The organism is Bailinhaonella thermotolerans (assembly GCF_003594875.1).
GTDB classification, from domain to species: Bacteria; Actinomycetota; Actinomycetes; order Streptosporangiales; family Streptosporangiaceae; genus Bailinhaonella; species Bailinhaonella thermotolerans.
Genome location: NZ_QZEY01000005.1, coordinates 270,415 through 296,303, shown reverse-complemented (window position 1 = coordinate 296,303; position 25,889 = coordinate 270,415). Strand labels below are relative to the sequence as shown.

27 protein-coding genes are annotated in these 25,889 nt (G+C 73.4%); 21 read left to right on the top strand and 6 right to left on the bottom strand.

Going from position 1 to position 25,889, the window contains the following annotated elements; translation table 11 throughout:
• The first annotated feature begins 299 nt into the window (after positions 1-299).
• On the top strand, positions 300-1,460 hold the full coding sequence (locus tag D5H75_RS16710) for a methyltransferase domain-containing protein (protein WP_119927386.1): 1,161 nt from the start codon (positions 300-302) through the stop codon (positions 1,458-1,460).
• A gap of 202 nt (positions 1,461-1,662) precedes the next feature.
• Positions 1,663-2,334, top strand: coding sequence for a TetR family transcriptional regulator (locus D5H75_RS16705; RefSeq protein WP_119927583.1), 672 nt, complete (start codon positions 1,663-1,665; stop codon positions 2,332-2,334).
• Positions 2,335-2,465: 131 nt separating this feature from the next.
• On the opposite strand, the gene D5H75_RS16700 is transcribed toward D5H75_RS16705, so the two are convergent.
• Positions 2,466-3,101, bottom strand: a complete 636-nt coding sequence (locus D5H75_RS16700) for a TetR/AcrR family transcriptional regulator (protein ID WP_202638226.1) — start codon at positions 3,099-3,101, stop codon at positions 2,466-2,468.
• 55 nt (positions 3,102-3,156) lie between these two features.
• Between D5H75_RS16700 and D5H75_RS16695 the strand changes: the two genes are divergently transcribed.
• Genes D5H75_RS16695 through D5H75_RS16685 form a run of 3 tightly spaced genes read left to right on the top strand, consistent with a single transcriptional unit; the run spans position 3,157 to position 6,655 of the window.
• Positions 3,157-4,605 (top strand): MFS transporter, encoded by a 1,449-nt coding sequence (locus D5H75_RS16695; RefSeq protein ID WP_202638225.1) that lies wholly within the window; start codon positions 3,157-3,159, stop codon positions 4,603-4,605.
• A gap of 58 nt (positions 4,606-4,663) precedes the next feature.
• A complete protein-coding gene (locus tag D5H75_RS16690; protein WP_119927383.1) occupies positions 4,664-5,623 on the top strand; it encodes an LLM class F420-dependent oxidoreductase in 960 nt (319 codons plus the stop codon).
• A gap of 27 nt (positions 5,624-5,650) precedes the next feature.
• Positions 5,651-6,655 (top strand): CE1 family esterase, encoded by a 1,005-nt coding sequence (locus tag D5H75_RS16685; protein WP_119927382.1) that lies wholly within the window; start codon positions 5,651-5,653, stop codon positions 6,653-6,655.
• Between the two features lie 36 nt (positions 6,656-6,691).
• Here D5H75_RS16685 and D5H75_RS16680 read toward each other — a convergent pair whose 3' ends face one another.
• Positions 6,692-7,801 (bottom strand): ferritin-like domain-containing protein, encoded by a 1,110-nt coding sequence (locus tag D5H75_RS16680; protein ID WP_119927381.1) that lies wholly within the window; start codon positions 7,799-7,801, stop codon positions 6,692-6,694.
• Between the two features lie 148 nt (positions 7,802-7,949).
• Between D5H75_RS16680 and D5H75_RS16675 the strand changes: the two genes are divergently transcribed.
• The 6 genes from D5H75_RS16675 to D5H75_RS16650 all read left to right on the top strand — a co-directional run bounded on the left by D5H75_RS16675 (position 7,950) and on the right by D5H75_RS16650 (position 13,934).
• Positions 7,950-8,282: an ArsR/SmtB family transcription factor gene (locus tag D5H75_RS16675; protein ID WP_119927380.1), complete on the top strand. Its 333-nt coding sequence runs from the start codon at positions 7,950-7,952 to the stop codon at positions 8,280-8,282.
• On the top strand, positions 8,279-8,527 hold the full coding sequence (locus D5H75_RS16670) for a hypothetical protein (RefSeq protein WP_119927379.1): 249 nt from the start codon (positions 8,279-8,281) through the stop codon (positions 8,525-8,527). The genes D5H75_RS16675 and D5H75_RS16670 overlap by 4 nt, the downstream gene beginning before the upstream one ends.
• A gap of 129 nt (positions 8,528-8,656) precedes the next feature.
• Positions 8,657-10,813, top strand: coding sequence for a serine hydrolase domain-containing protein (locus D5H75_RS16665; RefSeq protein WP_119927378.1), 2,157 nt, complete (start codon positions 8,657-8,659; stop codon positions 10,811-10,813).
• Between the two features lie 53 nt (positions 10,814-10,866).
• A complete protein-coding gene (locus tag D5H75_RS16660) occupies positions 10,867-12,276 on the top strand; it encodes an amidase (protein WP_202638224.1) in 1,410 nt (469 codons plus the stop codon).
• A 7-nt stretch (positions 12,277-12,283) separates the two neighbouring features.
• The gene (locus D5H75_RS16655; protein ID WP_147425183.1) at positions 12,284-13,507 is read left to right on the top strand and encodes a hypothetical protein; all 1,224 of its coding nucleotides are present in this window, start codon (positions 12,284-12,286) and stop codon (positions 13,505-13,507) included.
• A gap of 61 nt (positions 13,508-13,568) precedes the next feature.
• A complete protein-coding gene (locus D5H75_RS16650) occupies positions 13,569-13,934 on the top strand; it encodes a YkvA family protein (RefSeq protein ID WP_119927375.1) in 366 nt (121 codons plus the stop codon).
• A gap of 177 nt (positions 13,935-14,111) precedes the next feature.
• Here the strand turns inward: D5H75_RS16650 and D5H75_RS16645 are convergent, their stop codons facing one another.
• Positions 14,112-14,762 (bottom strand): SRPBCC family protein, encoded by a 651-nt coding sequence (locus D5H75_RS16645; RefSeq protein ID WP_119927374.1) that lies wholly within the window; start codon positions 14,760-14,762, stop codon positions 14,112-14,114.
• 147 nt (positions 14,763-14,909) lie between these two features.
• On the opposite strand from D5H75_RS16645, the gene D5H75_RS16640 reads away from it, so the two are divergent.
• The 3 genes from D5H75_RS16640 (at position 14,910) to D5H75_RS16630 (ending at position 17,489) form a co-directional block, all read left to right on the top strand.
• Positions 14,910-15,719: an SURF1 family cytochrome oxidase biogenesis protein gene (locus D5H75_RS16640; protein ID WP_119927373.1), complete on the top strand. Its 810-nt coding sequence runs from the start codon at positions 14,910-14,912 to the stop codon at positions 15,717-15,719.
• 125 nt (positions 15,720-15,844) lie between these two features.
• Complete coding sequence (locus tag D5H75_RS16635; protein WP_119927582.1) at positions 15,845-16,423, top strand: putative glycolipid-binding domain-containing protein; 579 nt, start codon at positions 15,845-15,847, stop codon at positions 16,421-16,423.
• 97 nt (positions 16,424-16,520) lie between these two features.
• Positions 16,521-17,489: a class A beta-lactamase-related serine hydrolase gene (locus D5H75_RS16630; protein ID WP_242454318.1), complete on the top strand. Its 969-nt coding sequence runs from the start codon at positions 16,521-16,523 to the stop codon at positions 17,487-17,489.
• A 32-nt stretch (positions 17,490-17,521) separates the two neighbouring features.
• Here D5H75_RS16630 and D5H75_RS16625 read toward each other — a convergent pair whose 3' ends face one another.
• Positions 17,522-17,938 (bottom strand): hypothetical protein, encoded by a 417-nt coding sequence (locus D5H75_RS16625; protein ID WP_119927372.1) that lies wholly within the window; start codon positions 17,936-17,938, stop codon positions 17,522-17,524.
• Between the two features lie 199 nt (positions 17,939-18,137).
• Here D5H75_RS16625 and D5H75_RS16620 point away from each other — a divergent pair, with 199 nt between their 5' ends.
• The 3 genes from D5H75_RS16620 to D5H75_RS16610 all read left to right on the top strand — a co-directional run bounded on the left by D5H75_RS16620 (position 18,138) and on the right by D5H75_RS16610 (position 21,658).
• The gene (locus tag D5H75_RS16620; protein WP_119927371.1) at positions 18,138-19,256 is read left to right on the top strand and encodes an LLM class flavin-dependent oxidoreductase; all 1,119 of its coding nucleotides are present in this window, start codon (positions 18,138-18,140) and stop codon (positions 19,254-19,256) included.
• A gap of 5 nt (positions 19,257-19,261) precedes the next feature.
• On the top strand, positions 19,262-20,311 hold the full coding sequence (locus D5H75_RS16615) for an alpha/beta hydrolase (protein WP_242454281.1): 1,050 nt from the start codon (positions 19,262-19,264) through the stop codon (positions 20,309-20,311).
• A 99-nt stretch (positions 20,312-20,410) separates the two neighbouring features.
• A complete protein-coding gene (locus tag D5H75_RS16610) occupies positions 20,411-21,658 on the top strand; it encodes an LLM class flavin-dependent oxidoreductase (RefSeq protein ID WP_119927370.1) in 1,248 nt (415 codons plus the stop codon).
• Between the two features lie 57 nt (positions 21,659-21,715).
• Here D5H75_RS16610 and D5H75_RS16605 read toward each other — a convergent pair whose 3' ends face one another.
• Positions 21,716-22,153: an SCP2 sterol-binding domain-containing protein gene (locus D5H75_RS16605; protein ID WP_119927369.1), complete on the bottom strand. Its 438-nt coding sequence runs from the start codon at positions 22,151-22,153 to the stop codon at positions 21,716-21,718.
• Positions 22,154-22,281: 128 nt separating this feature from the next.
• On the opposite strand from D5H75_RS16605, the gene D5H75_RS16600 reads away from it, so the two are divergent.
• From D5H75_RS16600 to D5H75_RS16585, 4 genes are all read left to right on the top strand, one after another.
• The gene (locus D5H75_RS16600) at positions 22,282-22,914 is read left to right on the top strand and encodes a VC0807 family protein (RefSeq protein ID WP_119927368.1); all 633 of its coding nucleotides are present in this window, start codon (positions 22,282-22,284) and stop codon (positions 22,912-22,914) included.
• Between the two features lie 245 nt (positions 22,915-23,159).
• Positions 23,160-23,936: a Clp protease N-terminal domain-containing protein gene (locus D5H75_RS16595; RefSeq protein WP_119927367.1), complete on the top strand. Its 777-nt coding sequence runs from the start codon at positions 23,160-23,162 to the stop codon at positions 23,934-23,936.
• Between the two features lie 209 nt (positions 23,937-24,145).
• The gene (locus tag D5H75_RS16590) at positions 24,146-24,757 is read left to right on the top strand and encodes a superoxide dismutase (RefSeq protein WP_119927366.1); all 612 of its coding nucleotides are present in this window, start codon (positions 24,146-24,148) and stop codon (positions 24,755-24,757) included.
• Positions 24,758-24,767: 10 nt separating this feature from the next.
• Positions 24,768-25,364 (top strand): GNAT family N-acetyltransferase, encoded by a 597-nt coding sequence (locus D5H75_RS16585; protein ID WP_147425182.1) that lies wholly within the window; start codon positions 24,768-24,770, stop codon positions 25,362-25,364.
• A gap of 31 nt (positions 25,365-25,395) precedes the next feature.
• On the opposite strand, the gene D5H75_RS16580 is transcribed toward D5H75_RS16585, so the two are convergent.
• A complete protein-coding gene (locus D5H75_RS16580; protein ID WP_119927364.1) occupies positions 25,396-25,881 on the bottom strand; it encodes a winged helix-turn-helix transcriptional regulator in 486 nt (161 codons plus the stop codon).
• Between the last annotated feature and the right edge of the window lie 8 nt (positions 25,882-25,889).

The window sequence follows — 25,889 nt, the reverse complement described above, 5'->3', positions numbered from 1 at the left end:
GCCGGCGCGGAACTGTCGGCCGGCGCGGAACTGTCGGCCGGCGCGGGCCGTACGGCCGTGCGGGCCGTACCCGGCGGGCGTCCTGGGCGGGGCGGGAAAAGGGTTCGCGGGGGTGGGAGGGGCGTGAGTATCGTCGCGGTATGACCTTCTTCTTCCTGCGTTAGCGGCCGCCGGCGAGACGAGGAGATCCCGTCGCCGGCGAGGCGGGGCGGTGTCGGGCCGCCCCGGATCGCGACGTGGGAGAAGTTCGGCATGCGCTCTTGCGCTGACTTTCCGCGTCCCGGCGTCGTCTCCGTCCCGTGACGGGGGCGCGCCTCGTGGCGCGATGTGCACGTGGTCTTGAGACCGTTCTCGCCGAGGAGATCCTGCGGGCGGGGCACGGGCCGGTCGCCGGTATCGGGCATCGGGAGGTGCACTTCGACGGCGTCCCAGGGGCGGCGGAGCCCCGGACGGCGGACGATGTGTTCCTGCTGGTCGCGCGGGGTCCGGACGTCGGGCCCGGCCGGTCGGGTCTCGCGGCGCTCGCCCGCCTGGCCGGCGCGGTCGATCCCGCGCGGCTCGCGGGCACGACGCCGGCGGAGACCCTCGCGGCGGGCGGTCGCGGCGACCGGTCCGCGCACGGCCCGTCCTCGGGCGGCTCGTTCCCGGCCGGTTCGCCCGCGGGTGGCTCGCCGGCGCTGCCGTACGGCGGGAGCGGGGTCGAGGTGTCGGCGTCGTTCCTCGGGCGGCGCAACTTCAACCGGTACGACGCGGAGGACGCCGTGGGGGAGGCGCTGGCGCGGCGGCTGCGCCTGCCGTACCACTCCCGGCGAAACGGGTCCGCGCCTCCCGCGGGCTACGGGGGGTGGCGGCTCACGCTCGACGGCGAGCACGCGACGCTCATGCTCCGCCTCGGCGACCGCCCCCTGCACCGGCGCGGCTACAAGACCGAGACCGTCCCCGGCACCCTCCACCCGCCGGTCGCCGCCGCGATGGCGATCCTGGCGGACATACGCCCCGGCCAGCGCGTCCTGGACCCCTGCTGCGGCGCCGCCACCCTCCTGATCGAGGCCCACGCCCTCCAGCCCCAGGCCATGTACCAGGGCGTGGACGCCGCCCCCGCGGCCCTGGCCGCCGCCCGGGCCAACATCGCCCGCGCCGGGATCGGAAGCGCCGGGATCCACGTGCGCCGTGGCGACGCCGCCGCCCTCCCCCTGGGCGACGCCACCGTGGACCGGGTGATCGCCAATCCTCCCTGGGGGGCCCAGGTGACCCCTCTGGGCCGCCTGGCCGCCCGCCCCGGCGCCTGGTGGCGAGAACTGACCCGAGTCCTCGGATCCGACGGCACGGCCACGGTGATCATCCCTGACCCCTCCGTCCTGGCCACGGCCATCCACCACGACCTGATCCCCACCCAGATCCGGCAGATCCACGTCTCGGGAGCCCGCCCCTACCTGGTCCGCCTGACCCCATCCCCCTGAACCCGGCCCGCCCGGCGGAGGACTCTCGCCCCCTCCGGCCCCCGCCCGCGTCGGCCCTGACGCGCACGGTCTCACACGAGGGATCCGGAGGGGTGGTTCTGGGGGCCTCCGCGTGGGTGGGGAGGGGTTTCGGGTGGGTCGGGGGGCGGGGGTTCAGGGCTGGCGTGACCCCGGGGCGCGGGGAAGTCGTACAGTGACGTGCGTGGAGCCGACGACGCGGACCGCCAAGTCCGAGCACACCCGGGAGCTGATCGTCGAGACGGCGCTGCGGTTGTTCCGGGAGCGGGGATTCGAGGCGACCACGATGCGGGCGATCGCGGCCGAGGCCGGGGTTTCCGTGGGGAACGCCTACTACTACTTCGCCTCGAAAGAGCAGTTGATCCAGGCTTACTACGAACGGTCGCAGGCGGAGCACGAGGCGGCCTGCGAGCGGATCCTGGCGGAGGAGCGGGACTTCGGGGCGCGGCTGCGCGGCGTGCTGCGGGCCTGGGTCGAGGTGTCCGAGCCGTACCACGCGTTCGCCGTGAAGTTCTTCAAGCACGCGGCCGAACCCGACAACCCGCTCAGCCCGTTCAGCGCGGAGTCGTCGCCGGCGCGCGACCGGGCGATCGGCATCTACCGCGAGGTCGTCGAGGGCGCGGACATCCGCGTCGACCCCGAGCTCCGCGCCGAGCTCCCCGAACTCCTCTGGCTCGCCTCCATGGGCGTCGTCCTCTACTGGGTGCACGACTCCTCGCCGGGCTGCGAGCGCACGTACCGCCTGATCGACCTCTCCGTCCCCCTCATCGAGCGCCTCGTCGCGGTCTCCTGGCTGCCCGGCATGCGCGGCATCGCCCGCGACTTCATCGCCGCCGTCCACGAGCTCCGCGCCTGACCCGCCCTCACCCCGTACGGCCCCCGGCAGGCCGTACGGCTCGCGCCAGGCCGTACGGCTCCCGGCAGGTCGTACGGCTTCCGGCAGGCCGTGCGGCTCGCGCCAGGCCGTACGGCGATCGCGCGGGCGTGTCAGCCGGGGGTGGCGTGCGCGGACCGCCAGGAGTCCGTGGCCACCCCGGCCATGATCACCGAGACGACGTCCTCGGCGAGGCCGGGGGTGATCGGCAGGTGCCCGAACAGGACGCGGAAGTACGTCGTGGATCCGAGCATGTCGAGCAGCAGGTCGATGTCGGCGTCCGGGCGGATGTCCCCGCGCTCGATCCCCCGGCGCAGCGCCTTCGCCGTGGTGGCGCGGCGCGGGTGGAAGTAGGCGTCGAGGAACTCCCTCTCCAGTTCGGGGTCGTCCGCCAGGTCGGCGACGAGGGCGGGGAGGGCGCGGCGGCCGATGGTCGTGGTGAAGGCGTGGCTGAGGGTCCCGATGCCGGCGATGAGGTCGCAGTGGGTGCAGCCGGTGTCGGGGGTGGGCGCGGTGCCGATCGCGCGGCCCAGGGCCTCGACCACGAGGTGCTGGCGGGAGCGCCAGCGGCGGCGGATCGCGGGCTTGCTGGTCCCGGCGCGGGCGGCGGCCGCCTCCATCGTGAGCCCGCCATAGCCCGACTCGTTGAGGATCTCGATCACGGCGTCGAGCACGGCGGCGTCGATCCGGGCGTCGCGGGGCCTGCCGGAGGCGGGCCGGGCGCCGCCTCCGCTTGTGGGACTGGCCATGGGACCAGTGTATCTATTATGTTCCGTTCCGGATCGGAACATAATAGGAGTGATCATGATGTCGCACGGTTCCACCGGCCCGGCCCCCGCTCCCGGCGCCTCGCCCGCCTCAGGCGGGGTGTTCGGGCCCGCTCACCGGACGCTCAGCCTGGGCATCCTGCTCTCGGTCGGCATGGTCGCGTTCGAATCGCTCGGGGTCGCCACCGTCCTGCCCGGGGTCGCCGGCGACCTGCACGGGCTCGACGCGTACGGCTGGGGCCTGTCCGCCCTGATGCTCGCCAACATCGTCGGCACGGTGCTCGCCGGGCGCGCCGCCGACCGGGGCGGCCCCCGGCGTCCCATGGCGCTCGGCGTGCTCGCCTTCACCGCCGGGTGCGCGATCGCGGGCGCGGCGCCCACGTGGCCGCTGTTCCTCGCCGGGCGCTTCGCGCAGGGCCTCGGCGTCGGAGCGGTGATGGCCATGGCGTACACGGTGATCGGGCTGGCCTATCCGGAGCGGCTGCGGGCACGCATGTACGCGCTGCTGTCCTCGGCGTGGACCGTTCCCTCGCTCGTCGGCCCGGCCGTCGCGGGAGTCCTCGCCGCCGCCGTCTCCTGGCGCGCGGTGTTCCTGCTCATGCCGCCGATCGCCGCGGTGGCCGCCGTTCTCGCCCTGCCTCCGCTGGGCGGGCTCCGCGGGGCCCCGGCCGAGGACGGGGCGCCCGGCGTCCCCTGGTGGCGGCGCCCGCTGCCCGCCGCCGTCCTGCTCACCGCGGGCACCGCCGTACTGCTCCAGGCGCTGCTGCTGCCGGACCCGCTCGCGCTCCTCGCGCTGGCCGCCGCCGGGCTCGTGCTCACCGTGCCGGCGCTGCGCTGGGTCACCCCGCGGGGCACGCTCACCGCCCGCCGCGGGCTCGGCGCCGGCGTCGTCGTGCGGGCCCTGCTCTGCGGGGTCTACTTCGGCAGCGAGGCGTTCCTCCCGCTCGGGCTCCAGGAGGTGCGCGGGGTCGGCGCCGGGCTCGCCGGGCTCGGCCTCTCGGCGGGCGCGCTCACGTGGGTCGCCGGGTCCGCCCTCCAGGCACGGCGGGACGCGCGCGGCGCCGGCCGGGTCGCGGCGACCGCGGCGGGCTTCGCCGTACTGCTCGCCGGGGTCGTGCTGATCGCCCTGGCCGTCCTGGTCACGGCGGTGCCGGCGTGGGTCGCCGTCCTCGGCTGGGCGGTCGGCGGCCTCGGCATGGGCGTGGCCTTCAACGCCTCCACCACCGAGTCGCTCCGCCACGCCGTACGCCAGGGGGAGGCGAGCGCGGCGCTCCAGCTCGCCCAGACCTTCGCCACCGCCGTGGTAGCCGGGATCGGAGGTGCCGCCATCGCCGTCGCCCGCGGCCACGGCGGCTCGCTGTCCGCCGCGCTCCTCGGCGTGTTCGCGCTGACCGCCGTCCTCGCCGTGGCGGGGGCGCTCCTCGCCCCGCGTCTCGCGCCGCTTGCCGGGGGCGAGTCGCCGTACTCGGCGGTAACGAAGGGTTGACGGGGACCCACGGGGATGCGCGAAGCTTGCGCGGTAGCCGAGAACGCGGAGGATCCACGTGGGCGTGCGCTGGGGTTTGACGATTCCGCTCAACGACCTGTCGCTGCCGGAGCACCGGGAGCTGGTGCGGGAGCTGCCGGAGCTGGGGTACTCCGACGTGTGGTCGGCGGAGGTGAACGGGGCCGACGGGTTCGTGCCGCTGGCGCTGGCCGCCGAGTGGGCGCCGGGCATGCGGCTGGGCAGCGCCGTCGTGCCCGTGTACACCCGGGGCCCGGCGCTGCTGGCGCAGTCGGCGGCGACGCTGGCCGAGCTCGCGCCCGGCCGGTTCGTGCTGGGGATCGGGTCGTCGTCGCCGGCGATCGTCGAACGCTGGAACGGCGGGGAGTTCGCCAAGCCGTACCAGCGGACGCGGGACACGCTGCGCTTCCTGCGGCGGGCGCTGAGCGGGGAGAAGGTCAGCGAGGAGTACGAGACCTTCACCGTCAAGGGCTTCCGGCTGGAGCGGCCGCCCGCCGAGCCGCCGCGCATCGTGCTGGCGGCGCTGCGGCCGGGCATGCTGCGGCTGGCGGCGGCCGAGGCGGACGGCGCGATCACGAACTGGGTCGCCCCCGAGGACGTGCCGAAGGTGCGCGCCGAGGTGGGGCCGGACACCGAGCTGATCGCGCGGGTGTTCGTGTGCGTGAACCCGGACGCGGGCGAGGCGCGGCGGCTCGGGCGGTGGCTGATCGCCAGCTACCTGACGGTCCCGGCCTACCGGGCGTTCCACGACTGGCTGGGGCGCGGGGACGCCCTCGCGCCGATGCACGAGGCGTGGGCCGCCGGGGACCGGGCGGGCGCGATGGCCGCGATCCCCGACGAGGTGGTGGACGCGCTGATCGTGCACGGCGACGCCGACGCCTGCCGCGCCCGCCTCCAGGCGTACGCCGACAACGGGCTGGACACTCCCGTGGTGGCCGTTCTCCCCGGATCCGCACCCGGTTCCGAGGTCGTCCGGCGTCTTGTTCCCAAGAGCGGATAACCTCGGCTGAGTGAGGAATGCCCGGCTATGAGAGCACGCTGCCTGACCGCGGTCCTGGCGGGTGTCGTGCTCATGCTGGGCGCCTGCTCCTCCCCGGGGCCGTCACGGACCAAGTCCCAGGACGTCGCGCCCGGCCCGGCGCCGGCCGCCGCGCCCCGCGGGGGCAGCCCCGGCTGCGGCAAGCCCCTTCCGCCGACCACCGAGGTCAGCGCCGACCGGGACGGCGTACGCCTGCGGTACCGGCTGAACGTCCCGCGCGGGTTCACCAACGCGACCCCCGCGCCGGTCGTGCTCAACTTCCACGGGCTCGGCTCGAACGCGTTCATGCAGGACGTGTACTCCCGGCTGCCGCTGGTCGGCGGGGAGCGCGGCTTCATCGTGGTCACCCCGTCCAGCAGCACCGGGCTGCCCGGCTGGGTCCTGCCCGGCCTCAAGGGCGAGGACGTCGCGGACGACGGGGCCGAGGTCAAGGCCGCCGGGCTGCTGCTCGACCACCTGGAGGCGACGCTGTGCGTGGACTCCGGGCGGGAGTTCGCCACCGGCATGTCCAACGGCGCGGGGATGGCCTCGGCCCTGGTCTGCGGCCTGCGCGGCCGGCTGGCGGCGGTCGCGCCGGTCAGCGGCGTCAACATCGCCGAGCCCTGCCCGAACCCGCGGCCCACCTCGATCGTGGCCTTCCACGGCACGGGCGACCAGGTGATCCCGTACGACGGCGGTCCCGTCTCCGTGCGCGCCAACTACAGCGGCGTGGCCACCCCGGACTGGCTCCGCGACCTGCGCCTGCCGTCCGTCGTGGACACCATGGACCGCTGGGCCCGCTCGCTGGGCTGCGGCCGCCCCGTCCAGGTCCGCGTGGCCAAGGACATCCGCCTGCGCCGCTACCCCGGCTGCCGCGACGGCGCCACGGTCTCCCTCTACACGGTCCGCGGCGGCGGCCACACCTGGCCCGGCTCCCTGCCGTTCAGCCGCGCCACGACGACGTCCATCGACGCCACCGACGTCATGCTCACCGCCTTCGAGAAGGCCTCCTGACGGTGCCCGAGGAGGCCCTCCCGGCGGTCGGCGACGTCAGGACGAGGCGGCGGCCTCGGCGATGACCCCGTCCACCTCGGCGCGGCGGGTGGCGAGTTCCGCCTCGTACCTCTGGCGGTCGTAGTCCTCGGCTATCTCCTCGTCCTGGCGCATGAGGGCGACGAGGTCGCCGCGGGCCGCGTCGAGGACGCCCATGTCGTCGTACGCCGCCTGGACCTTCTCGCTCCAGAGGCCCACATCACGGACGCAGGGGACGATGCGGCTGAACAGCAGCGACTGGTACGTCTTGAACATCACCGAGTTGTCGACGTACTCCAGGCACTCGTCCATGGGCAGGCCGAGGCGCTCGAAGACCTCGATGCCGCGGAAGCGGTCGCGCATCAGGTGGCAGCCCTCGATGACGAACTCCTCGCGCTCCTTCCGTTCGGCGTCGGTGAGCTGCGCGTAGTAGTCCTTCAGCGCCAGCCGGCCGAACGCGACGTGCCGTGCCTCGTCCTGCATGACGTACGCCAGGAGCTGCTTGACCAGCGGGTTCGTCGCCATGTCGCGGTACAGCCCGAACGCGGCGAGCGCCAGCCCCTCGATGAGGACCTGCATGCCGAGGTACGGGAGGTCCCAGCGGCCGTCGGTCAGCGACTCCTGGAGCAGCTTGGCCAGGTCCTTGTTGATCGGGTAGTACGTCCCGATCTTCTCCTTCACGAACCGGTCGTACAGCTCGACGTGCCGCGCCTCGTCCATGACCTGGGTGGCCGCGTAGAACTTGGAGTCCAGGTCCGGCACGGTCTCGACGATGCGCGCGGCGACGGTCAGCGCCCCCTGCTCGCCGTGCAGGAACTGGCTGAACAGCCACGATCCCTGGTGCAACCCGAACTCGTCCCGCTCCTTCTGCGTCATCCGGTCCCAGACGCGCGAGCCGTGCAGCGGGTTGAACTCCTCGGGCAGCCCGACCACGTTGGTCGGCACCACCTCAAGGTCCCAGTCGATGCGCTTCTGCGCGTCCCACTGCTTGTCCTTGCCCTTCTGGTACAGGTCGAGCAGCCGCTGCCGCCCGTCGTCGTACTCCCAGGTGAATCGGGCCGACCCCGCCATCGGCACGTCCCACGTGCCGGGTTCGACAGGCGACACATAGCGGTCATACGTGGACACCGGGCCTCCTCCGACCGAGCGCTTGCCCAACGCTTTACATTCAGGTCTAACACGTAAACCCGCTCCGGTCGAGGTTCCGGGGTTGCGTGATCATCTATCACCTGTCAGAGTGATCTAACAGGTGAAACCAGCCCCTATCGAGGACGGCATGTCAGCCAGTGAAGACCTGCTCCAACTGCTCACCGCGCTCGGGCATCCGGTGCGGCTGCGCGTCCTCGCCGAGCTCGCCGAGGGGCGGGTGCACGTCAGCGAGCTCGCCCGCCGCGCCGGCGTGTCCCGCCCGCTGCTCTACATGCACCTCGAACGGCTGGAGGCGGCGAGGCTGGTCGAGGGGCGGCTGGAGCTGTCCGACGACGGCAAGGCGATGAAGTACATCGAGCTCCTGCCCTTCGACCTCAGGCTGACGATCGACACCGTCCTCGCGGCGCTGCGCGCGGACGATCAGGAAGGACCCACGGACGTGCAGGAGACCCCCCGATGACCGACCTCAACTCCATCGTGATCCCCATCGCGGTCATGCTGATCCTGTTCGGGGCCATCTCGGCGTGCGTGGCCTTCTACTTCCGCTTCGAGCGCCGCCGCGCCGAACTCCTCACGGCCGAGATGGCCGGGTACCGCGAGCTGGCCGAGCGGGCGCTGGCGCAGCAGGAGGAGTCGCGGGCGCGCATCGCCGAGCTGACCGGCAAGGTCGCGGAGGTGGAGCGGATCCTGCGCAGCGTCGGCTGAGCCGGCCGACCCCATGAGACGTGGTCCGGGAGCGAGCGGCAACTCGCCCCCGGACAGCGGAAACAGCACGACCACGCCAGAGCGGCGTGCCTTCACGCGTACGTGCTTCCACAGAAAGGAGAGCAGCTCATGCTGCTCCGACGCAAACCGTTCCGGTGGGGCGCCCTGACCTGCGCACTCACCGCCGCCCTCCTCCCGTCCGCGGCCCTGGCCGCCCCCATATCCGCATCCACCCCCGCCTCCATCTCCGCATCCGCCTCCGCCTCCGCCTCCGCCCCCGCCTCCGCTGACGCCGTACGGCTCGCGCCCGCCGCCGCCGATGCCGTACGGCCCGCGCGGGAGCCGGCGGACGCCGTACGGACCACGCGGGAGGGCCTGCGGGATCCGGCCGCGACGGCGCGGGCGTTCGCCGACGATCTCGTGCCCGGGCTGCTCAGGGAGCACCAGGTCCCGGGCGCGGCGGTCACCGTGGTGGCGGGCGGGCGGCGGGTGCTCGCCCAGGGGTACGGCGTGGCCGAGGTCGAGACGGGCCGCCGCGTGGACCCGGCGGGGACGGTGTTCGCCCCGGCGTCCATCGCGAAGCTGATCACCGCCACCGCCGTGATGCAGCTCGTCGAGCGGGGCCGCATCGACCTCGACGAGGACGTCAACGAGTACCTCACCAAGTTCAAGATCGACGATGCCTTTCCGGGCCGGCCGGTCACCGCGCACCACCTGCTCACCCACTCGGCGGGCTTTCGCGGCGGCGACTTCGGGACCGGCGCCGCGACCCCGGAGCAGGTTCACGACCTGGGCGAACACCTCGCGGACCACCAGCCGGACCGGGTCCGCCCGCCCGGCACCCGGGCCGTGTACTCCAACTACGGCATGGGCCTGGCCGGATACCTGGTCGAGGTGCGCTCGGGCATGCCCTTCCACAGGTACGTCGAGGAGAACATCTTCCGCCCGCTCGGCATGACGCGCTCCACGATGGCCCAGCCGGAGCCCGCGGCGATCGCGGCCGCCCTGGCCCCGGGCTACCGCCTCGCGGACGGCCGCCAGGTCCGGGCCGAGGGCGCGAAGTACGGCCACATGCCGCCGCACGGCGCCGGATTCCGCTCCACCGCGACCGACATGGCCGCGTTCATGCTGGCCCACCTCGACGGCGGCGGGAAGATCCTCAGGCCGGAGAGCGTGCGGCTGATGCAGAGCCGGCGTTTCGGCAACGCCGAGGGCACGTCCGGCATGGGCTACGGCTTCCAGGAGTACACGCGCGGCGGCACCCGTCTCCTGGTCCACCGCGCCAACATCCCCGGCTACTTCGCGATCATGGCGCTGATCCCCGAGCTGCGCGTCGGCGTCTACGCCTCCTTCAACGGCAGCGGCAAGGGCGGCCCCGACTCCGCCTGGAAGCTGGTCGCCGCCTTCGCCGACGCCTTCACCGCGCGGCCCACCGCCACCCCGGCGACCACGACCCCGGCGGCCACGACCCCGGCGGCCACGACCCCGGCGGCCACGACCCCGGCGGCCGCGCACGCGACGACCGCCGGGATGCCCGACATCTCCACCTACGCCGGGACCTACCGCCCGGTCCTCGCCTCCGACATGACCGACGTCGGCAAGGTCAGCGCCCTCATGAACGTCGCGACCGTCACCGCCGGCCCCGACGGCATCCTCACCACCACCGGCGCCGTCGCCCTCGGCCCCGCCGAGACCCGCCAGTGGGTCCAGACCGCCCCCGGCCTCTTCCGCGAGAAGAACGGCCACCGCGTGATCCGCTTCGGCCCCGGCGGCCTCCTCGCCACCGAGAACCCCGCCGGCCCGCTGGAGCGCCTGTCCTGGTACCAGTCCCCGTCCCTCCACCTCGGCACCCTCGGCGTCACCGTCACGTTCCTGCTGCTGTCCGCGCTGGCCTGGCCCGTCGTCGCCGCCGTACGGCGGGCGCGCCGCCGTACCGGGCGGACGGCGGGGGCGGCGGGAGCGCCGCGGAAGGCACCCGGATTCGCCGGCCTCGCCGGTTGGCTCACGGCGGCGCTGGTCACGGCGTCGGCCGGATCACTGGTGATGATGTTCGCGAACTTCGAGGGCAACCAGGCGAAGTTCTTCACCGGCGGCTCCCCGCTGTTCACGGCCATCACCACGCTCCCCGTGATCGCGCTGGTCGCGACCGCCCTCACGCTGGTCACGACCGTTCTCGCCGGGGCCAGGCGCTGGTGGAGCCCGCTCGGCCGGGCGCATCACAGCCTCGTCGCGCTCGCCGCCGTCGCCTACCTGCTCGTGGCGCTGGAGTACAACGTGCTCGCCTGACCCGCCCCGCGGGCCCTTTACAGCCGTTCTCCGAACGAGGTTCGATGCCCGGTATGGACGACGCGATCGCACTCGCCGACCTTGTCCGTACCGGGCAGGCCACTCCCCGGGAACTGGTGGAGGCGGCCATCGGGCGGATCGAGGCGCTGGACGGGGGGATCAACGCCGTCGTCCACCGCCGGTTCGAGCGGGCGCTCGACGAGGCCGACGCGCTCCCTGACGACCCCGCGATGCCGTTCCGCGGCGTTCCGATCCTGCTCAAGGACCTCGGGTGGAACAGCGAGGGCGATCCGTGCGCGTCGGGGACCCGCGTCCTGGCCAAGTACCGGGCCCAGGGCGACGACCACGGAGTACGGCGGCTGCGGCGGGCGGGCTTCGTCGTCCTCGGGCGCACGAACACCCCCGAGCTGGGGACCACGATCACCACCGAGCCGGTGTCCACCGGGCCCACCCGGCACCCGCGCGACCCCGCCTACTCGGCCGGCGGATCCAGCGGCGGATCGGCGGCGGCCGTGGCGGCGGGCATGGTCCCGCTGGCGACCGCGAGCGACGGCGGCGGCTCGATCCGCATCCCCGCGAGCGTCTGCGGCCTGGTCGGGCTCAAGCCGTCCCGGGGACGCGTCAGCCCGGGCCCGCGCGTCTCGGAGGGCTGGGGCGGCTTCTCCGTCCCCGGCGTGCTCACCAGGAGCGTGCGCGACACGGCCGCCCTGCTGGAGCTGCTCTCCGGCCGTGAGCCCGGCGACCCGTACGACGCGCCGCCGCTGCGGCCCGTGCCCCCGGAGCCGGGCGTGCTCCGCGTCGGGTACCTCGCGCGGGACCCGCGGGACGGCGTGCCCGGGGACCCCGACTGCGCCGCCGCGGTCGAGAACGCCGCACGGCTCCTGGCCGGGCTCGGGCACGAGGTCGCCCCCGGCTACCCCTACCAGCTCGGCGACCACGGCTTCGCCGGGCACTACGGCGTGATCGTCAGCTCCCACGTCGCCGCCGAGGTCGAGCACATGGGGCGGATGCGCGGCCGTCCCGTCGAGCCCGGCGAGCTGGAGCCCCGCAACCAGATCATGGCGGCGGCCGGGAAGAAGTCGGGCGCGACCCGCTACATCGCCAGTCTGCAGTGGCTGAACGACTTCCGGGTGTACCTGGCCGAGTGGTGGAAGCGGCACGACCTCCTCCTCACCCCGGCGATGGGCGTCGCGCCGTTCCCCCTCGGCTGGATCCCCGCCGACGACTTCACCACGGCGATGGACCGCACCGGCCGCGCCATCGCCTTCACCTCGCCGTTCAACGCCACCGGCCAGCCGGCGATCTCCCTCCCGCTCCACCGGACCGCCGCCGGGCTGCCGGTGGGCGTGCAGCTCGTCGCCGCGTACGGCAGGGAGGACCTCCTCCTGTCGGTCGCGGCCCAGCTCGAACCCCACTTCACGCCGCTGCCCGAACCGGGAACCCCGCCGGGCCGATCACGGTAGGAAGGGCATGAGACGATCGGCGCCGGCCGCGTGCCTGCTCCTGTCCTTGCTGGCCGCCTGCACCTCCCCGGGCGCGTCCCCGCCGGACCCGCCGGGCTCCCCCTCCGGTACGGCGGCGCGGGCCGCGGCCGGGACTCCCTCGCCGGGCCCCACGGCGGGCGGCGCGGGAAGGAGCGGCGGCACGTGGGGAGACACGTGGGGTGGCACGTGGGGGGACACGCAGGGAGACACGTGGGGCGGCACGTGGAGCGGGGCGTGGGGAGACACCGGCCCGGAGCCGCCTCCGCTGGGCGGCGACGAGCGGGACCTCGGCCTCACGCTCCTCCTCGGCTCGGACCCGCCGCGCTTCGTGGACGTGGACACCGGGCGCGGCCGGGCGGTGACCGGGCTTCCGCGCGGCGTGCGGGACTGGTACGTGTGGCGGGCCGGGGACCGGTTCGCGGTGACCCGGCTCACGAGCGAGACCGGCCCGCGGACCTACCTGCTCGACCGGCGCGGGCGCGCGAGCCGGTCGCCCTGGCGGGACTTCGGCGCCCCGTCGCTGGACGGGCGCGGGGTCTGGCAGCTCGAACGGCCGGGCGACGGCTCCCAGGAGGGCGTGGCCAGGGCCGGGGACCGGTGCGTCCTGCGCGAGGTGGACGCGCGGGGTCGCGACCGCCGCCCGCCCCGGCCCGCGCGCTGCGACCTGCGCGTCGGACCGGACACCGAGGCCGGGCTGATCACCACCGGGCCCGACGAGGCCACCCTGACCGACCGCTCGGGCCGGGTGCTCGTGCGGCAGCCCCGCATCGTGGCCGCCACCCGCGACCACGCGCTCACGTCGGACGTGGCGGGCGACGCGCCGTACGTCCTGTGGGACCTGCGCACCGGCGCGCGGGAGACCGTGCCGAGGCCGGCCACGCCGTACGAGCCGGGGGAGGGGGTGGTCTCGCCGGACGGGCGGTGGGTGCTGCTGGAGCACGGGCACCCGTCCTGGCGGGGCGGCCCGGCGCAGCTCCTGGACCTGTGGGCGCTGGACCTGCGCGAGCGGCGGTGGACGCGGCTGCCGTCGATGCCGGTCGTGGCCTCGCTGAAGCACACGGACCACAGGTGGCTGCCGGACGGGCGGCTGGTGATCGCCGGGGACTTCGAGCGCGTCGACCGGGCGGTGGCGGTGTGGCGGCCGGGCGAGCCGCGCCTCGCCGTACGGCGACTGCCAGGTCAAGAACGATTTACGAGTTTTGTCGTGTAGATCGGGAACCACCGAGGCCCCCTTGGCGTTCAACCAGATGTAAGCCGGGTATCCGGAGCACATGAAGGGACGCAAAGTGGGCAAGATCGGGCACGCGACCGCCGCAGGGACGGCGTACCGTGTCTACCGCAGCTCGAAGCGGCCGGGTGCGCCCGGGATCGGCGCCCGTTTCAAAGCGCTGCCCCGCATGCTCCGCGCCCGGAAGGCCGGGGTCTACCGCGGGCTGACCACGACGAAGCTGGGGCTGATGATCCTCGCCCTGGTCTACATCGTGTCTCCCGTGGACGCTCTGCCCGAGTTCCTGCCGCTGCTGGGCGTCACCGACGACGTCGGAGTGTTCGCCTTCCTGGTGGCCGGGGTGCTCGGGGAGACCGAGAAGTACCTCGACTGGGAACGCAAGTCGATCCCCGGCGAAGTGATTCGCTGAGGACGCCACAGGCTCCGTGCGGGGAGGGAACACCGTGAGGGGTTGGGGGACTCTCCACGGTTGGGGGCCCCGCGCGGGACACGAAGAACCCCGGCTCACGCCGGGGTTCTTCGCATTTCCGGCCCTTTCCCGGGGCGCCCCCTCGGGGGCCGCCGCCGGGTGGCCGCTCAGGCGTCCTCAGACCCTCGGGGGCTCCGGGTCGCCGGGGCGGGGCATCTGGCCGGGCGGCGGCACCGGGCCCGGGCCGGGCGGCGGCACCGGCGGAGTGCCGGAGATGCCGGGCTCGGGGTAGACCGTCCCGGCCGTCGTGCCGGTGCCGGCCTCGTACGCGGTGCCCGTGCCGGCCGTGCCGGTCTCGTAGGAGCCGCGCTGGTGCCCGCCGGGGACGTCACCGCGCCACGCGCCGGTCTCGCCGCCGCGCCGCTCGATGAACTCCTTGAACCGTTCCAGGTCGCCCTTGACGCGGCGCCGCACGATCTGCAGCGCGTCGGCGGCCTTCTCCATGAAGCCCTCCGGGTCGTACTCCATCTGGAGCATGACGCGGGTGGTGTCCTCGTCGAGCCGGTGGAACGTCACGACGCCGGCGTGGTGCGGGGCCTCGACGGTGCGCCAGGCCACCCGCTCGTCGGGATGCTGCTCGGTGATCTCGGCCTCGAATTCGCGGCGCACGCCCGCGATCTCCGCGATCCAGGCGGTGCGGGTGTTGGTGATCTGCTTGACAGACTCCACACCCTCCATGAACTCAGGGAAGCTCTCGAACTGCGTCCACTGGTTGTAGGCCGTCCGAATGGGAACTCGCACGTCGACCGAGTGCTCGATCGTGCTCATGAGATTTTTCCCTCCTTTGACCTTTCCGTTGCGCGTCATCCCCTGCCCGATAAGGGCGACATCTCACGCCCGTTTCCCAAATCGGCGTCCTGCCTGCGGGGATGCCGGAGGCGGGAGCACGGGAACCGCCGCCTAGGCTTGGAAGCCGTGTACCGGTTCCTGCTGTCCCCCCGCTGGCTGGGGCTGCACGTCGTCGTGTTGCTGGTGATCCCGGCGTTCATCCTGCTCGGCAAGTGGCAGTACGGCCGTTTCGAGGAGCGCTCGGTCATCGCCGCGCGCGCCGAACGCAACCTGGCCGCCGCCGCCGTGCCGCTGGAGACCCTGAACGCGCCCGGCAGACCGGTGCCCGCCGAGCTGCGCCGCCGCGCGGTGACCGTCAGCGGGCGTTACGACACGGCACGTGAACTGGTCGTACGCCGCCGGACGCAGAACAGCCGCCTCGGCTTCTACGTGATCACGCCGCTGGTGTCGGGGGACCGCACGGTCATCGTGAACCGCGGATGGGTGCCCGCGGGCGCGACCGCGCTGGAGGCGCCGAAGGTGCCGCCGGCCCCGGCCGGGCAGGTCACCGTCACCGGCCGGCTCCAGCCGTCGGAGACGACCGCGAGCACCGGCATCAAGGACCGGGGCGGCACGCCCGCCGGCCAGGTGCTGCTCATCGACGTCCCGGCGCTGGCCAAGAGCCTGCCCGGGCAGGTCTACGGCGGATACGTCGAGCTGACGAAGCAGGAACCCGCGGGCGCCCCGGCGCCGGAGCCCGTGCCCCCGCCCGACGTGGGCGGTGGCGGCGGCCTCAACCTGGCGTACGCCGTGCAGTGGTGGGTCTTCGCGGTGATCGCCGTCGGCGGCTGGTTCTTCCTCGTCCGCCGCGAGGCCCGCGACCGCGCGTCCGGTCCCGATTCCTCGGCCACCGCCGGTCCCGCCGAGCCGGGCGAGGCGCCCCCGCACCCCGCCTGACCGGCCCGCCGCTGTCCGGCGGCCCGCCTGGCCGGGACTCACCGCCCGTTTCCCCGCGATCGCGACGCCCGGGGCCGCGGGGGCGTATCTTGACAAGTGAGGACAGAGGGCGGTGAGGGATCGTGGTGAAGAGGACACACACCGTGACCTGGCTCAAGGACGCCGGGGCCGAATACGCGGAGGTCCGCCTTGACGCCCGCCGCCTCACCGCGAGCGGCCTCGCGGTCGGCGCGGACCCCGAGCCCTACCGTCTCGACTACGAGCTGACCACGATCGACGGGTACGTCACGGACCGGCTCCTCGTCCGGGCGTCCGGCTCCGGCTGGCTGCGCACCCTCGACCTGTGCCGCGATCCCGACGGTTCCTGGTCCTGCACGGCGCACGCGTCCGGCACCCTGGACGGCCCGCCGCCCGGCGGCGACGTCACCACGCTGACCGGCGCGCTCGACTGCGACCTCGGGCTGTCCCCGCTCACGAACACGATGCCGGTCCTCCGCCACGAGCTCCTGACCTCCAAGCGCTCGATCGGCTTCACCATGGCCTGGGTCGCCGTGCCCCACCTGGCGGTCGTCCCGGCCACCCAGCGCTACGCCCACCTCGACACCAACCTGATCCGCTTCACCCAGGACGACTTCACCGCCGACATCGTCTTCGGCCCCGACGCCCTGGTCGCGGACTACCCCGGCATCGCCCGCCGCGCCTGAGCCCCCGGCCCGGCCCGGGCGTGGCCGCGGCCGAGACCTTGACCCGGCCTTGATCGCCCTCCCGGCCGGGGTTTGGTAGGCATGACGAGTGCGAGCAATGAGGAGCGCGATCGCGCTGGCCGCGGCCGTGCCGCTGGTGACGGCCTGTTCGGGGGGCGCGGCGAGCGGCGACCCGGTGCGCGGCGAGGGGTCCGTGTCCGCGCGCCCTTCCGGTACGGCGGCGCGCCCGCCTGCGGCCGGTACGGCGAGCGCGAGGCCGCGGGCGACGCCGAAGCCGCGGCGGGAGCGGCCCCGCGTGCCGCAGGGCATGACGGCGGGCTACGTCGTCTACGACCGCCCGAGCGGCCGGGTGGTGCTCCAGGGGAACGCCCGGCGGGCCTTCCGCTCCGCCTCCGTGGTCAAGATCCTCATCGCGCTCGACCACCTGGAGTCCAGGAAGCCCGGCGCGCCGATCCCGAAGGAGACGCGCGCCCTGCTGGAACCCATGCTCCGGGTCAGCGACGACCGGTCCGCGACGGCGCTGTGGCGGCGCGGCGGCCAGCGGCAGATCATCACGCGCACGGCCCGCCGCCTGGGCCTGCCCGGGACGCTCCCGCCGCCGGCGAGCAAGCCCGGGTTCTGGGGCTACACCACGATCACCGCCGCCGACATCGTCAAGACGTACCGCCACATCCTCGACAGGGCCCGCCCCGAGGTCCGCGACTTCATCCTCGGCAACCTCCGCAAGGCCGGGCAGTGCGGCACCGACGGCTTCGACCAGTACTTCGGCATCCCCCGCGCCGTCCCCCGGCCCTGGGCGATCAAGCAGGGCTGGTCCGGCCACGCCGCGAACCCGCCCCGCCCCTGCAAGGCCACCCGCGCGTCGGCGGTCCTCCCGGCCCGCGCGCGCACGTCGGCCGTCCCCGACCTCGGCCACCCCGTCCTCCACACCACCGGCGTCCTCGGCCCCGGAGACCGCCGCATCATGGTGATCCTCAGCACCTACCCCTCAGGCACCACCTGGGACGCCTCGGTGGCCCGCCTCACCCGTTTCACCCGAGCCCTCACCAAAGCGGCCGCCCCCTGACAATCCAGGGCGGCCGCTGAAGTCGGGTGTGGTCAGCCCCGCTTGTCGAGGTTGTCCCGCATCTCGATGACGATGGCGAGCGCCTGCGCCAGCATGTCTTTGAAGATCTCCATGTCCGCCTTGATGGCGTCCATGTGATCGCCGATCGTGTCCATGTGATCGTCAATGGCGTCCATGTGATCGCCGATCGTGTCCATGTGGCCGTGGATGGTCCGCACGTCGCCGTGGATGGTCCCTGTGTCCGCCTTCAAGGTCCGTGTGCTCTCGCCCGGACTGCCGAGCACCTCCCTGAAAGCCGCGAGATCACCACGTAGCCCCGTGATCTCGTCGTTCAGGTTGTCCGCGGCGTCGAGGGCCCTCTTGGTCGCTTCGAGTTGGTCGGCGCGGATCTGGATCAACTCGTTCTCCACCACAGTGGCATAACGCAGAGCGGCGTCGAAGCTGCTCACCTGGTCTCCTCCTCGCCTTCCGCAGCAAGGGCCGGGGACGGTCCCGGCCGGGACTCCCTTTGAGTAAAATCGGCCGCCGCCGTTGATCGAGCCTGTTTCCGCTATGTCCGAAATGAGGAGTTACCAAGCAAGGGCTTGATTGGATCGGGTGGGCGTGACACGCTCCTCGTATTCCTAATAGGAATACGAGGAGCCGCGTGTGAAGTTCTCGATGATCTTTGAGGCGCAGCTCGCCGACCCGAGCCCGCGGCATGAGCGGGCGGTGCTGCGGGACTGCGTGGAGCAGGCGGTCCACGCCGAGGAGATGGGGTTCGACCGTGTGTGGGCGGTGGAGCACCACGCGCTGAAGTGGTACGCCCACATGAGCGCGCCCGAGGTCTTCCTGTCGTACGTCGCGGCCAAGACCTCGCGGATCCGGCTGGGGCACGGGGTGGTGTGCCTGCCGTTCGGGTTCAACCACCCGGTGCGGGTGGCGGAGCGGGCGGCGATGCTGGACGTGCTCAGCGGCGGGCGGCTGGACCTGGGCGCGGGGCGCGGCGGGACGCGGCAGGAGACCGGCCTGTGCGGCGTGGATCCGGCGAACACCTACGCGGAACTGGACGAGTCGCTGCGGATCATCGCGAAGGCGTGGGAGCACGACGAGCTGGAGTGGCACGGGCCGCTGCTGGACATCGAGCCGCATCCGATCCTGCCCCGGCCGGTGCAGGCCCCGCACCCGCCGCTCTTCCTGGCCTGCTCGAAGCGGGACACGCTGACGCTGGCGGCGGAGTACGGCGTGGGCGCGCTCGTGCTGGGGTTCGCCGGACCCGACGAGGTCAGGGAGATGAGGGCCTTCTACGACGCGGCGATCCGGAACCGCTCCGGGACGAAGCTGGTCTCCTCGGTGACCAACGACCACTTCTCGGCGCTCTGCCCGACGATCGTGCTGGACGACCGCGACAAGGCCGTGCAGGTCGGAGCGCGGGGACAGCGGTTCTTCGCCCAGTCCATCGCGCACTGGTACGGCTCGGCCCCGCCGCCCGACGAGGCCGTGGACACCGGGCGGGACGAGGTGGAGGCCATCCGGGAGGCCGGCGAGCAGCAGGTGGCCTACCTGCACGAGGCGAAGATCCCGGTCAGCCCGAACGCGACGGCGACGTTTCACGTGAAACATGCGTACGGCGACGCGGCCGACGCGATCGCGTATGTGGAGCGGCTGATCGACGCCGGCGCCGACGAGATCATGTGCCTGATCCAGATGGGCACCGTGCCCCAGGAGGTCTGCATGGAGACCATCCGGCAGTGGGGCGAGAACGTCATCCCCCACTTCAGAGGGTGATCCGCATGGACCCGCAGACCCGGGCGATCATCGATGTGATCAGCGACTTCTTCCCCAAGGTGGGCACCGAGGTGCTCGACGCCGCCGAGGCGCGGCGGATGCTCGCCGAGACCCCCGCCCTGGGCGAGCCGCCTCCGGTGGGCTCCGTGGAGGACCGGGTGATCGACGCGGCGGGCGCGGACCTGCCCGTGCGGATCTACCGGCCGAGGGGCGGGCGGGAGCCGTACCCCGTGGTGGTGTACTTCCACGGCGGCGGCATGGTGCTGGGCGGGCTCGACTCGCACGCCGGGGTGTGCCGCCAGCTCGCCGAGGGGTCCGGGGCCATCGTGATCGCGGTGGACTACCGGCTCGCGCCCGAGCATCCGTACCCGATCCCGCAGGAGGACGCCTACGCCGCGACCGCCTGGGCGCACCGGCACGCGGCCGGGCTGGGCGGGGACCCGGAGAGGCTCGCGGTGGCCGGGGACAGCGCGGGCGCCAACCTCGCCGCGTGCGTCTGCCTCGCCGCGCGCGACCGGGGCGGGCCGCCGCTGCGGTTCCAGCTCCTCGTCTACCCCATGCTCGACCCGGCGCAGGACACCCCGTCGTACGGCGAGAACGCGGAGGGGTACTTCCTCACGGCGGCCCACATGCGGTGGTACTGGGACAACTACCTGGGCGGCAAGCCGTACGACTCGCCCCTGGACGCGAACCTGGCCGGGCTGCCGCCCGCGCTGGTGATGACGGCCGAGCACGACCCGCTGCGCGACGAGGGCGAGACCTACGCCGTACGGCTGCGCGAGGCGGGCGTGAGCGTGACCGCGACCCGGTACGACGGGCTGTTCCACGGCTTCTTCGGGATGGGGGCGATCCTGCCCGCCGCCCGGCGCGCGACCGACGAGGCCTGCGCCGCGCTGCGCGCCGCCCTGTCCGCCAGTGCCGACACCGCCGACACCGCCGCCGCCGCCTCCGGGCCCGCCGGGGCAGGCGCCATCGACGCCGCCGACGCCGGCACTGCCGGGGCCGCCGCCGGGGCCGGGGCTGCCGATGCCGCCGGGGCCGACGCCGCCGGCTGACGTTCTCCGGCCGGGGGCGGCCCGCGCCCGCCATCGCGGCGCCGCCGCCGGCCGGTCACCGGATCCGCCGTCTCGGGGGCCGACACCGGAGGTGCCCGCATGAAGTTCGCGATCTTCCTCAACCCCCAGATCCCCGGCTCGGGCTTCAGCGCGTACGACAACGCGCGGTCCCGCCGCCCGATCGGCCGGGACACCGAGTCGTACCAGCGCCTCCTCACCGAGGTGCGCGAGATCGCGGTGCTCGCCGACCAGGCGGGCATCGACGCGATCATGGTGACCGAGCACCACTTCCACTCCGAGGGCCTGGAGTTCTCGGTCAACCCGCTCATGCTCCTGGCCGACCTGGCCGCGCGGACCGAGCGGATCCTGCTGGCGCCGCTGGGCATGGTGCTCCCGGCCTGGGACCCGATCCGGGCGGCGGAGGACGTGGCGCTGCTGGACCAGTTCTGCGAGGGGCGGCTGCGGCTGGGCGTGGCGCGCGGTTACCAGAACCGCTGGGCCAACGTGCTGGGGCAGCGCTGGCACACCGCCGCCGCGCGCTCGGACGGATCGGCGTCCGACGACCGCAACTTCGAGGTCTTCGGGGAGCTCCTGAAGATCATGAAGATGGCGTGGACGCAGGAGACGGTCCGCTACAGGTCGGACATCCTCGGCTACGAGGTGCCGTACCCGTACGAGGGCATCGAGGGCTGGCCCGCGCAGGAGTGGACCCGCGCGTTCGGGTCGCCGGAGGAGCTGGACGACGAGGGGCGGGTGCGGGCGGTCTCCGTCTGCCCCCGGCCGTACCAGGATCCGCACCCGGAGCTGTGGCAGCCGTTCTCGATCAGCGACCGGTCGATCATCCGCTGCGCCGAGCACGACATCGTGCCGTGGATGTTCGTGCCCGATCCGGACGCGCACCGGGCCAAGTGCGAGCTCTACCGGACGGAGAGCGCCAAGCGGGGCCGGGAGTACCGGCTCGGCGAGCACACCGGCATCCTCAAGATCGTGGGCCTGGGGGAGAGCCGGGAGGACGCCATGAACACCTGGGGGCCGTACCTGACCCGGGACTTCGCGAGCTTCTTCGGGCCGTTCGGCTACCTGGAGGCGCTGCGCAGGCCGTCCGACGACCCGGCGAAGCCCGTGGGCGAGGCGTCGGCCGAGCGCATGGCGGACGCGGACCTGGCGCTCCTGGGCACACCCGGCGACGTCAAGGCCGGGCTGGAGCGGATGCGGAGCCGGATCCCGGACCTGGAGTGGTTCGGCCTGTTCATGACCGGTCAGCAGGGCGTGGCGCCGCTGGATCGGGTCAAGCGCAACCTTGAGGTGTTCGCCGAGAAGGTGATGCCGGACTTCCAGACGAGGTAGGACCCGGACGCCGGGGCCTGACGGCGGGGCCTGTCGGCGGGGGTCCGCCGGGGGCGCCTACCAGTCGAACCAGCTCTGCATCGCCTGGGCCCACATGATCTCGCCGGAGAACTTGAGCCGGCCGGAGATCACGGCCTGGACGCCGCCGAGCTCCTGGGCCACCAGGCGCAGGAAGTCCGGCATGCCGAGGCGGAGGACGACCCGCGGCTTCTCCGCGCGCCCGGCCTCCGCCTTCGCCGTGCCGTCCGCGAACGTGACCGTCCAGGGGTGCACGCCGTCGGTCGCGGTGATCTCCCACTGCGCGACGCCCGTGGCCTTCTTGCCGGCCTTCTCCGGGCGGAACCGCTGCTCCATGATCGCGAAGACGCGGCGGAGCACGGCCTCGGTGCCGAGCTCCGCGACGAAGGTGTTTATCACCTCGTCGTCCACGCCCTCGGCCCTGAGGAGGGCGCGGAGCTCCTCAGGTGTGCTGATCTGCGAAAGAGGGTCGCTCATAGCTCTATTGAATACTCCGTCTAATAGCTGTCAAGGGATGGAACGTTCTCAGAATCGGTCCGAGCGGTGGCGTTCTTCGCGTAACGTCTCTGAGACCGCGCCGTCTACCCCCCCTCAAAGCGACGCACATGCGACCCACGCACTTCGAGCTGCCCCGTCTTGGTCCCCTGTTACGCCACGCCGCTCCCCGCGTGGCGGAGAGCATGATCGCCCCGGTCGTGATCTCGTACACCGCCCTCGTCCTGGCCGGCGCCGCCTGGTCCGTCCTCGCCGCGATGGCCTGGGTGTACGGCGGCATCGCCTGGCGGCTGGCCCGCCGCCACCCGGTTCCCGGCACCGTCGTCCTCGCCGCGATCGCCATCACCGCGCGCGGCGTCGCCGCCATCGCGACAGGGAACCTGGTCTTCTTCTTCCTCCCGCCCTGCCTGGGCGTCCTCGGCGTCAGCATGGCGTTCTTCGCCTCCGTCCCCCTCGGCCGCCCGCTGGCCGAGCGCGTCACCACCGACCTCGTCCCGCTTCCCGACTGGGTCCGCGCCGACGCCCCGATGCGCACGTTCTTCCGCCGCATCTCCCTGATGTGGGGCCTGGTCCAGTTCCTCAACGCCGCCGTGAGCATCTGGCTCCTCCTCACCCTCACCCCCGGCGGTTACCTGGTCGTCCGCAGCGTCGCGATCGTCACCCTCATGGGCGCGGCCGCCCTGGTCTCCGTGCTCGCGTTCCGCCGCTCCCTCTCCCGCGTCACCCCGCCCGTCCCCGCCTGACCGCGCGCCCTCCCCGCCCTCCTCCGGCCGCGGCGGGCCTTCGCCATGCCGTACGGCCCACGCCGGCGCGTCGCCATGCCGTACGGCCCACGCGGCGTCCTGCCGTGCCGTACGGCTCCCGCGGGCCCTTCGAGGAGGCCGGACGGCGGGTCAGATTATGGGGTTATAGAGGGTGGACACATGCCTGGAATCGGGGTTATAAGGATGGTGTACCCCCGAGATAACCCCATCGAAGGGAAGGGCCCATGCCGAAGATCAACGTGTACCTGCCGGACGAACTGGCGGAGGCGGTGAAGGACGCCGGGGTGCCGGTGTCGGCGATCTGCCAGCGGGCGCTGGAACAGGCCGTGCGGCGGATCACGGCGATCCGCGAGACCGCGCTGGGTGAGGTGCGGCCGGACGTGCTGGCCGAACGCTTCCCCGCCACCACCGCGCGCCTACAGCAGGTCCTGCGGCTGGCCATCGACCGGGCCGAGGCGGCCGATGCGCCCAACGTCACGTCCGGGGACCTGCTGGCGGGCATGATCGACGAGGGCCGGAACCTCGCGCTGCACGTGCTCCACGCCATGGAGATCGACCCGGCCCGGGTGCGGCAGGAGCTCGACCGCCGGACCGACGCGGCGGAGGACGGCGGCGCCGAGGACGGGCTGCGGTTCAGCCTCCCGGCCGCCGGGGCCCTGGAGCTGACGGTGACCGAGGCGACCGCGCTCGGCCACAACTACGTGGGCTGCGAGCACCTGCTCCTCGGCCTGGTGACCGAGCCCGACGGCGTGGCCGGCCGCGTCCTGCGCGAACTGGGCGCCGAGCCCCGCCTCACCCGCCGCGCGGTGACCGCCGCCCTGGCCGGCTACGTCCACCTGCGCGCCCAGACCGCCGCCCAGCCCTCCGGCGCGGCCCCCGACCCCATGAAGGCCCTGGGGGACGCCGTACGGGAGCATCTGCGCCCGCTGACGGAACGCCTCGACCGCATGGAGGCCCACGTCGCGACCCTGGAGCGGCGCATCGGGCCCTCGGGCGAATGAGCCCGGCGCTCCGCGCCGTCTGCCGCTGCCTGGTCGTGTGCGTGATCTGGCTGGCCCTCCTCTCCCCGCTCCTGCTCCACCCCTGAGGAGGGCCGCGCGTGGCGGAGGAGCGGCGATCCCTTTCGCGCGGGGGCGGTGGGTGGGTGAGGCCCGTGTCTGATCTAATTGCGAATAGTTTGCAATAGCGACTCCTACGCGAAGGAGCGGACATGGGGACCTACGCACTTCCGGATCTGCCCTACGACTACGCGGCGCTGGAGCCGGCGATCACCGGGGAGATCCTCGAACTGCACCACGCCAAGCACCACGCGGCGTACGTCAAGGGCGCCAACGACACGCTGGAGAAGCTGGCCGAGGCCCGGGACAAGGAGGAGTTCGGCGGGATCGTCGGGCTGGAGAAGACCCTCGCCTTCAACGTCTCCGGGCACGTGCTGCACTCGATCTTCTGGAAGAACCTCAGCCCCGACGGCGGCGACCGGCCCGAGGGGGAGCTCGCCGCGGCGATCGACGAGCACTTCGGGAGCTTCGAGGCGTTCCAGAAGCAGCTCACCTCGGCGACGACCCTGGTCCAGGGCTCGGGCTGGGGTGTGCTGGGCTACGAGCCGGTGGGCGGCCGCCTGATCGTCGAGCAGGTGTACGACCACCACGGCAACGTGGGCATCGGCAGCACCCCGCTGCTGGTCTTCGACGCCTGGGAGCACGCGTACTACCTGCAGTACCGCAACGTGCGCCCGGACTACGTCCAGAAGCTGTGGTCGCTGGTCAACTGGACGGACGTGAACGCCCGCTTCGAGGCCGCCCGTGGTCTCGCGGCCGGCTGACGACGCGACGGTGACCGACGCGGCCGGCCCCTCCCGGGGGCCGGTCGTGCGCGTCGCCTCGCCCGCCGACCTCGTCCGTCACCGCGCCGCCATCGAGCGCGTGTGCGACCTGGTGTTCCGCGAGGCTCCCTGGTGGAGCGGCCAGGCGGAGCACGACCGCTTCCTGGCCAGGCTCCGCCAGGACCTCACCGACCCCTCGATCCTGGCGGTGCTCGCCCTCGACGTCCGGGACGCCGGCGACGCCCTCGCCGACCGCGACGCCCGCGATGGCGAGGTCGTGGGCATGGCGTACGGCCGCGTGGACGACTACGTGACCGGCGCCCTGCGGGAACAGGCCGGCTTCCAGGGGCCCGAGGGCGAGCCCAGCGCCTTCGAGTTCATGGAACTGGCCCTCGATCCCGCGTACCGGGGCGCCGGTCTGGGCGGCCGCCTCCACGACGCGCTGATGGGCGCGGCGGGCGAGGGCCGTCCCGGTTACCTGCTCACGAGGCCGTCGGCCGCCCCGGCCGTCGGGCTCTACCGCGGCCGCGGGTGGTACCCCGTCGCGCCCCTCGTCCTCGGCCCCAACCGCGTGGAGGTGACCGCCTTCCGCCTCGACCCGCGCTGAGGGCACGGGCTCACGCCGTACCGGAGCCGGGTCAGGAGGCGGGGGCGGCGGCCGTGGTCCTCGTGGTGGCCCCCGGGCCGGGCAGGGGGGTCACCTCGCGGGGACCCGCGACCGGGTGGCCATCGGCGCAGTGGAGCTCCAGGGCCACCGGGGCGCCGCAGTCGCGATGGGTGATCAGCACCGGGGCGCCGTCCTCGGCGAGGTATTTGTCGCCCCAGGCCATGAGGCTGATCATGATCGGGTAGAGGTCGAGGCCCTTCTCCGTCAGGCGGTACTCGTCGCGCTGGCGCTGGCCCGGCTCCTGGTACGGCACCTTGCGCAGCATGCCCTCCTCGACCAGCTTGGCCAGCCGGGCGCTGAGCACCTGACGCGGGGCGCCGGTGCGGGCCTGCATGTCGGCGAACCGCCGTACGCCGGAGAACGCCTCGCGCAGGACCAGGAAGGTCCACTTCTCGCCGAGCACGCGCAGGGTGCGCTCGATGGAGCAGTTCTCCGGCCAGGCGGCGAGTCCGGTCATGTCTTGAA

What these genes read in the sequence shown, in the direction of transcription:
- D5H75_RS16700 (WP_202638226.1), bottom strand. Translation starts at nt 3,101, where the DNA reads ATGGCCAGTCCCACAAGCGGAGGCGGCGCCCGGCCCGCCTCCGGCAGG.
- D5H75_RS16695 (WP_202638225.1), top strand. Translation starts at nt 3,157, where the DNA reads ATGATGTCGCACGGTTCCACCGGCCCGGCCCCCGCTCCCGGCGCCTCG.
- D5H75_RS16685 (WP_119927382.1), top strand. Translation starts at nt 5,651, where the DNA reads ATGAGAGCACGCTGCCTGACCGCGGTCCTGGCGGGTGTCGTGCTCATG.
- D5H75_RS16675 (WP_119927380.1), top strand. Translation starts at nt 7,950, where the DNA reads ATGTCAGCCAGTGAAGACCTGCTCCAACTGCTCACCGCGCTCGGGCAT.
- D5H75_RS16670 (WP_119927379.1), top strand. Translation starts at nt 8,279, where the DNA reads ATGACCGACCTCAACTCCATCGTGATCCCCATCGCGGTCATGCTGATC.
- D5H75_RS16665 (WP_119927378.1), top strand. Translation starts at nt 8,657, where the DNA reads ATGCTGCTCCGACGCAAACCGTTCCGGTGGGGCGCCCTGACCTGCGCA.
- D5H75_RS16660 (WP_202638224.1), top strand. Translation starts at nt 10,867, where the DNA reads ATGGACGACGCGATCGCACTCGCCGACCTTGTCCGTACCGGGCAGGCC.
- D5H75_RS16655 (WP_147425183.1), top strand. Translation starts at nt 12,284, where the DNA reads ATGAGACGATCGGCGCCGGCCGCGTGCCTGCTCCTGTCCTTGCTGGCC.
- D5H75_RS16650 (WP_119927375.1), top strand. Translation starts at nt 13,569, where the DNA reads ATGAAGGGACGCAAAGTGGGCAAGATCGGGCACGCGACCGCCGCAGGG.
- D5H75_RS16645 (WP_119927374.1), bottom strand. Translation starts at nt 14,762, where the DNA reads ATGAGCACGATCGAGCACTCGGTCGACGTGCGAGTTCCCATTCGGACG.
- D5H75_RS16630 (WP_242454318.1), top strand. Translation starts at nt 16,521, where the DNA reads ATGAGGAGCGCGATCGCGCTGGCCGCGGCCGTGCCGCTGGTGACGGCC.
- D5H75_RS16615 (WP_242454281.1), top strand. Translation starts at nt 19,262, where the DNA reads ATGGACCCGCAGACCCGGGCGATCATCGATGTGATCAGCGACTTCTTC.
- D5H75_RS16610 (WP_119927370.1), top strand. Translation starts at nt 20,411, where the DNA reads ATGAAGTTCGCGATCTTCCTCAACCCCCAGATCCCCGGCTCGGGCTTC.
- D5H75_RS16605 (WP_119927369.1), bottom strand. Translation starts at nt 22,153, where the DNA reads ATGAGCGACCCTCTTTCGCAGATCAGCACACCTGAGGAGCTCCGCGCC.
- D5H75_RS16600 (WP_119927368.1), top strand. Translation starts at nt 22,282, where the DNA reads ATGCGACCCACGCACTTCGAGCTGCCCCGTCTTGGTCCCCTGTTACGC.
- D5H75_RS16595 (WP_119927367.1), top strand. Translation starts at nt 23,160, where the DNA reads ATGCCGAAGATCAACGTGTACCTGCCGGACGAACTGGCGGAGGCGGTG.
- D5H75_RS16590 (WP_119927366.1), top strand. Translation starts at nt 24,146, where the DNA reads ATGGGGACCTACGCACTTCCGGATCTGCCCTACGACTACGCGGCGCTG.
- D5H75_RS16580 (WP_119927364.1), bottom strand. Translation starts at nt 25,881, where the DNA reads ATGACCGGACTCGCCGCCTGGCCGGAGAACTGCTCCATCGAGCGCACC.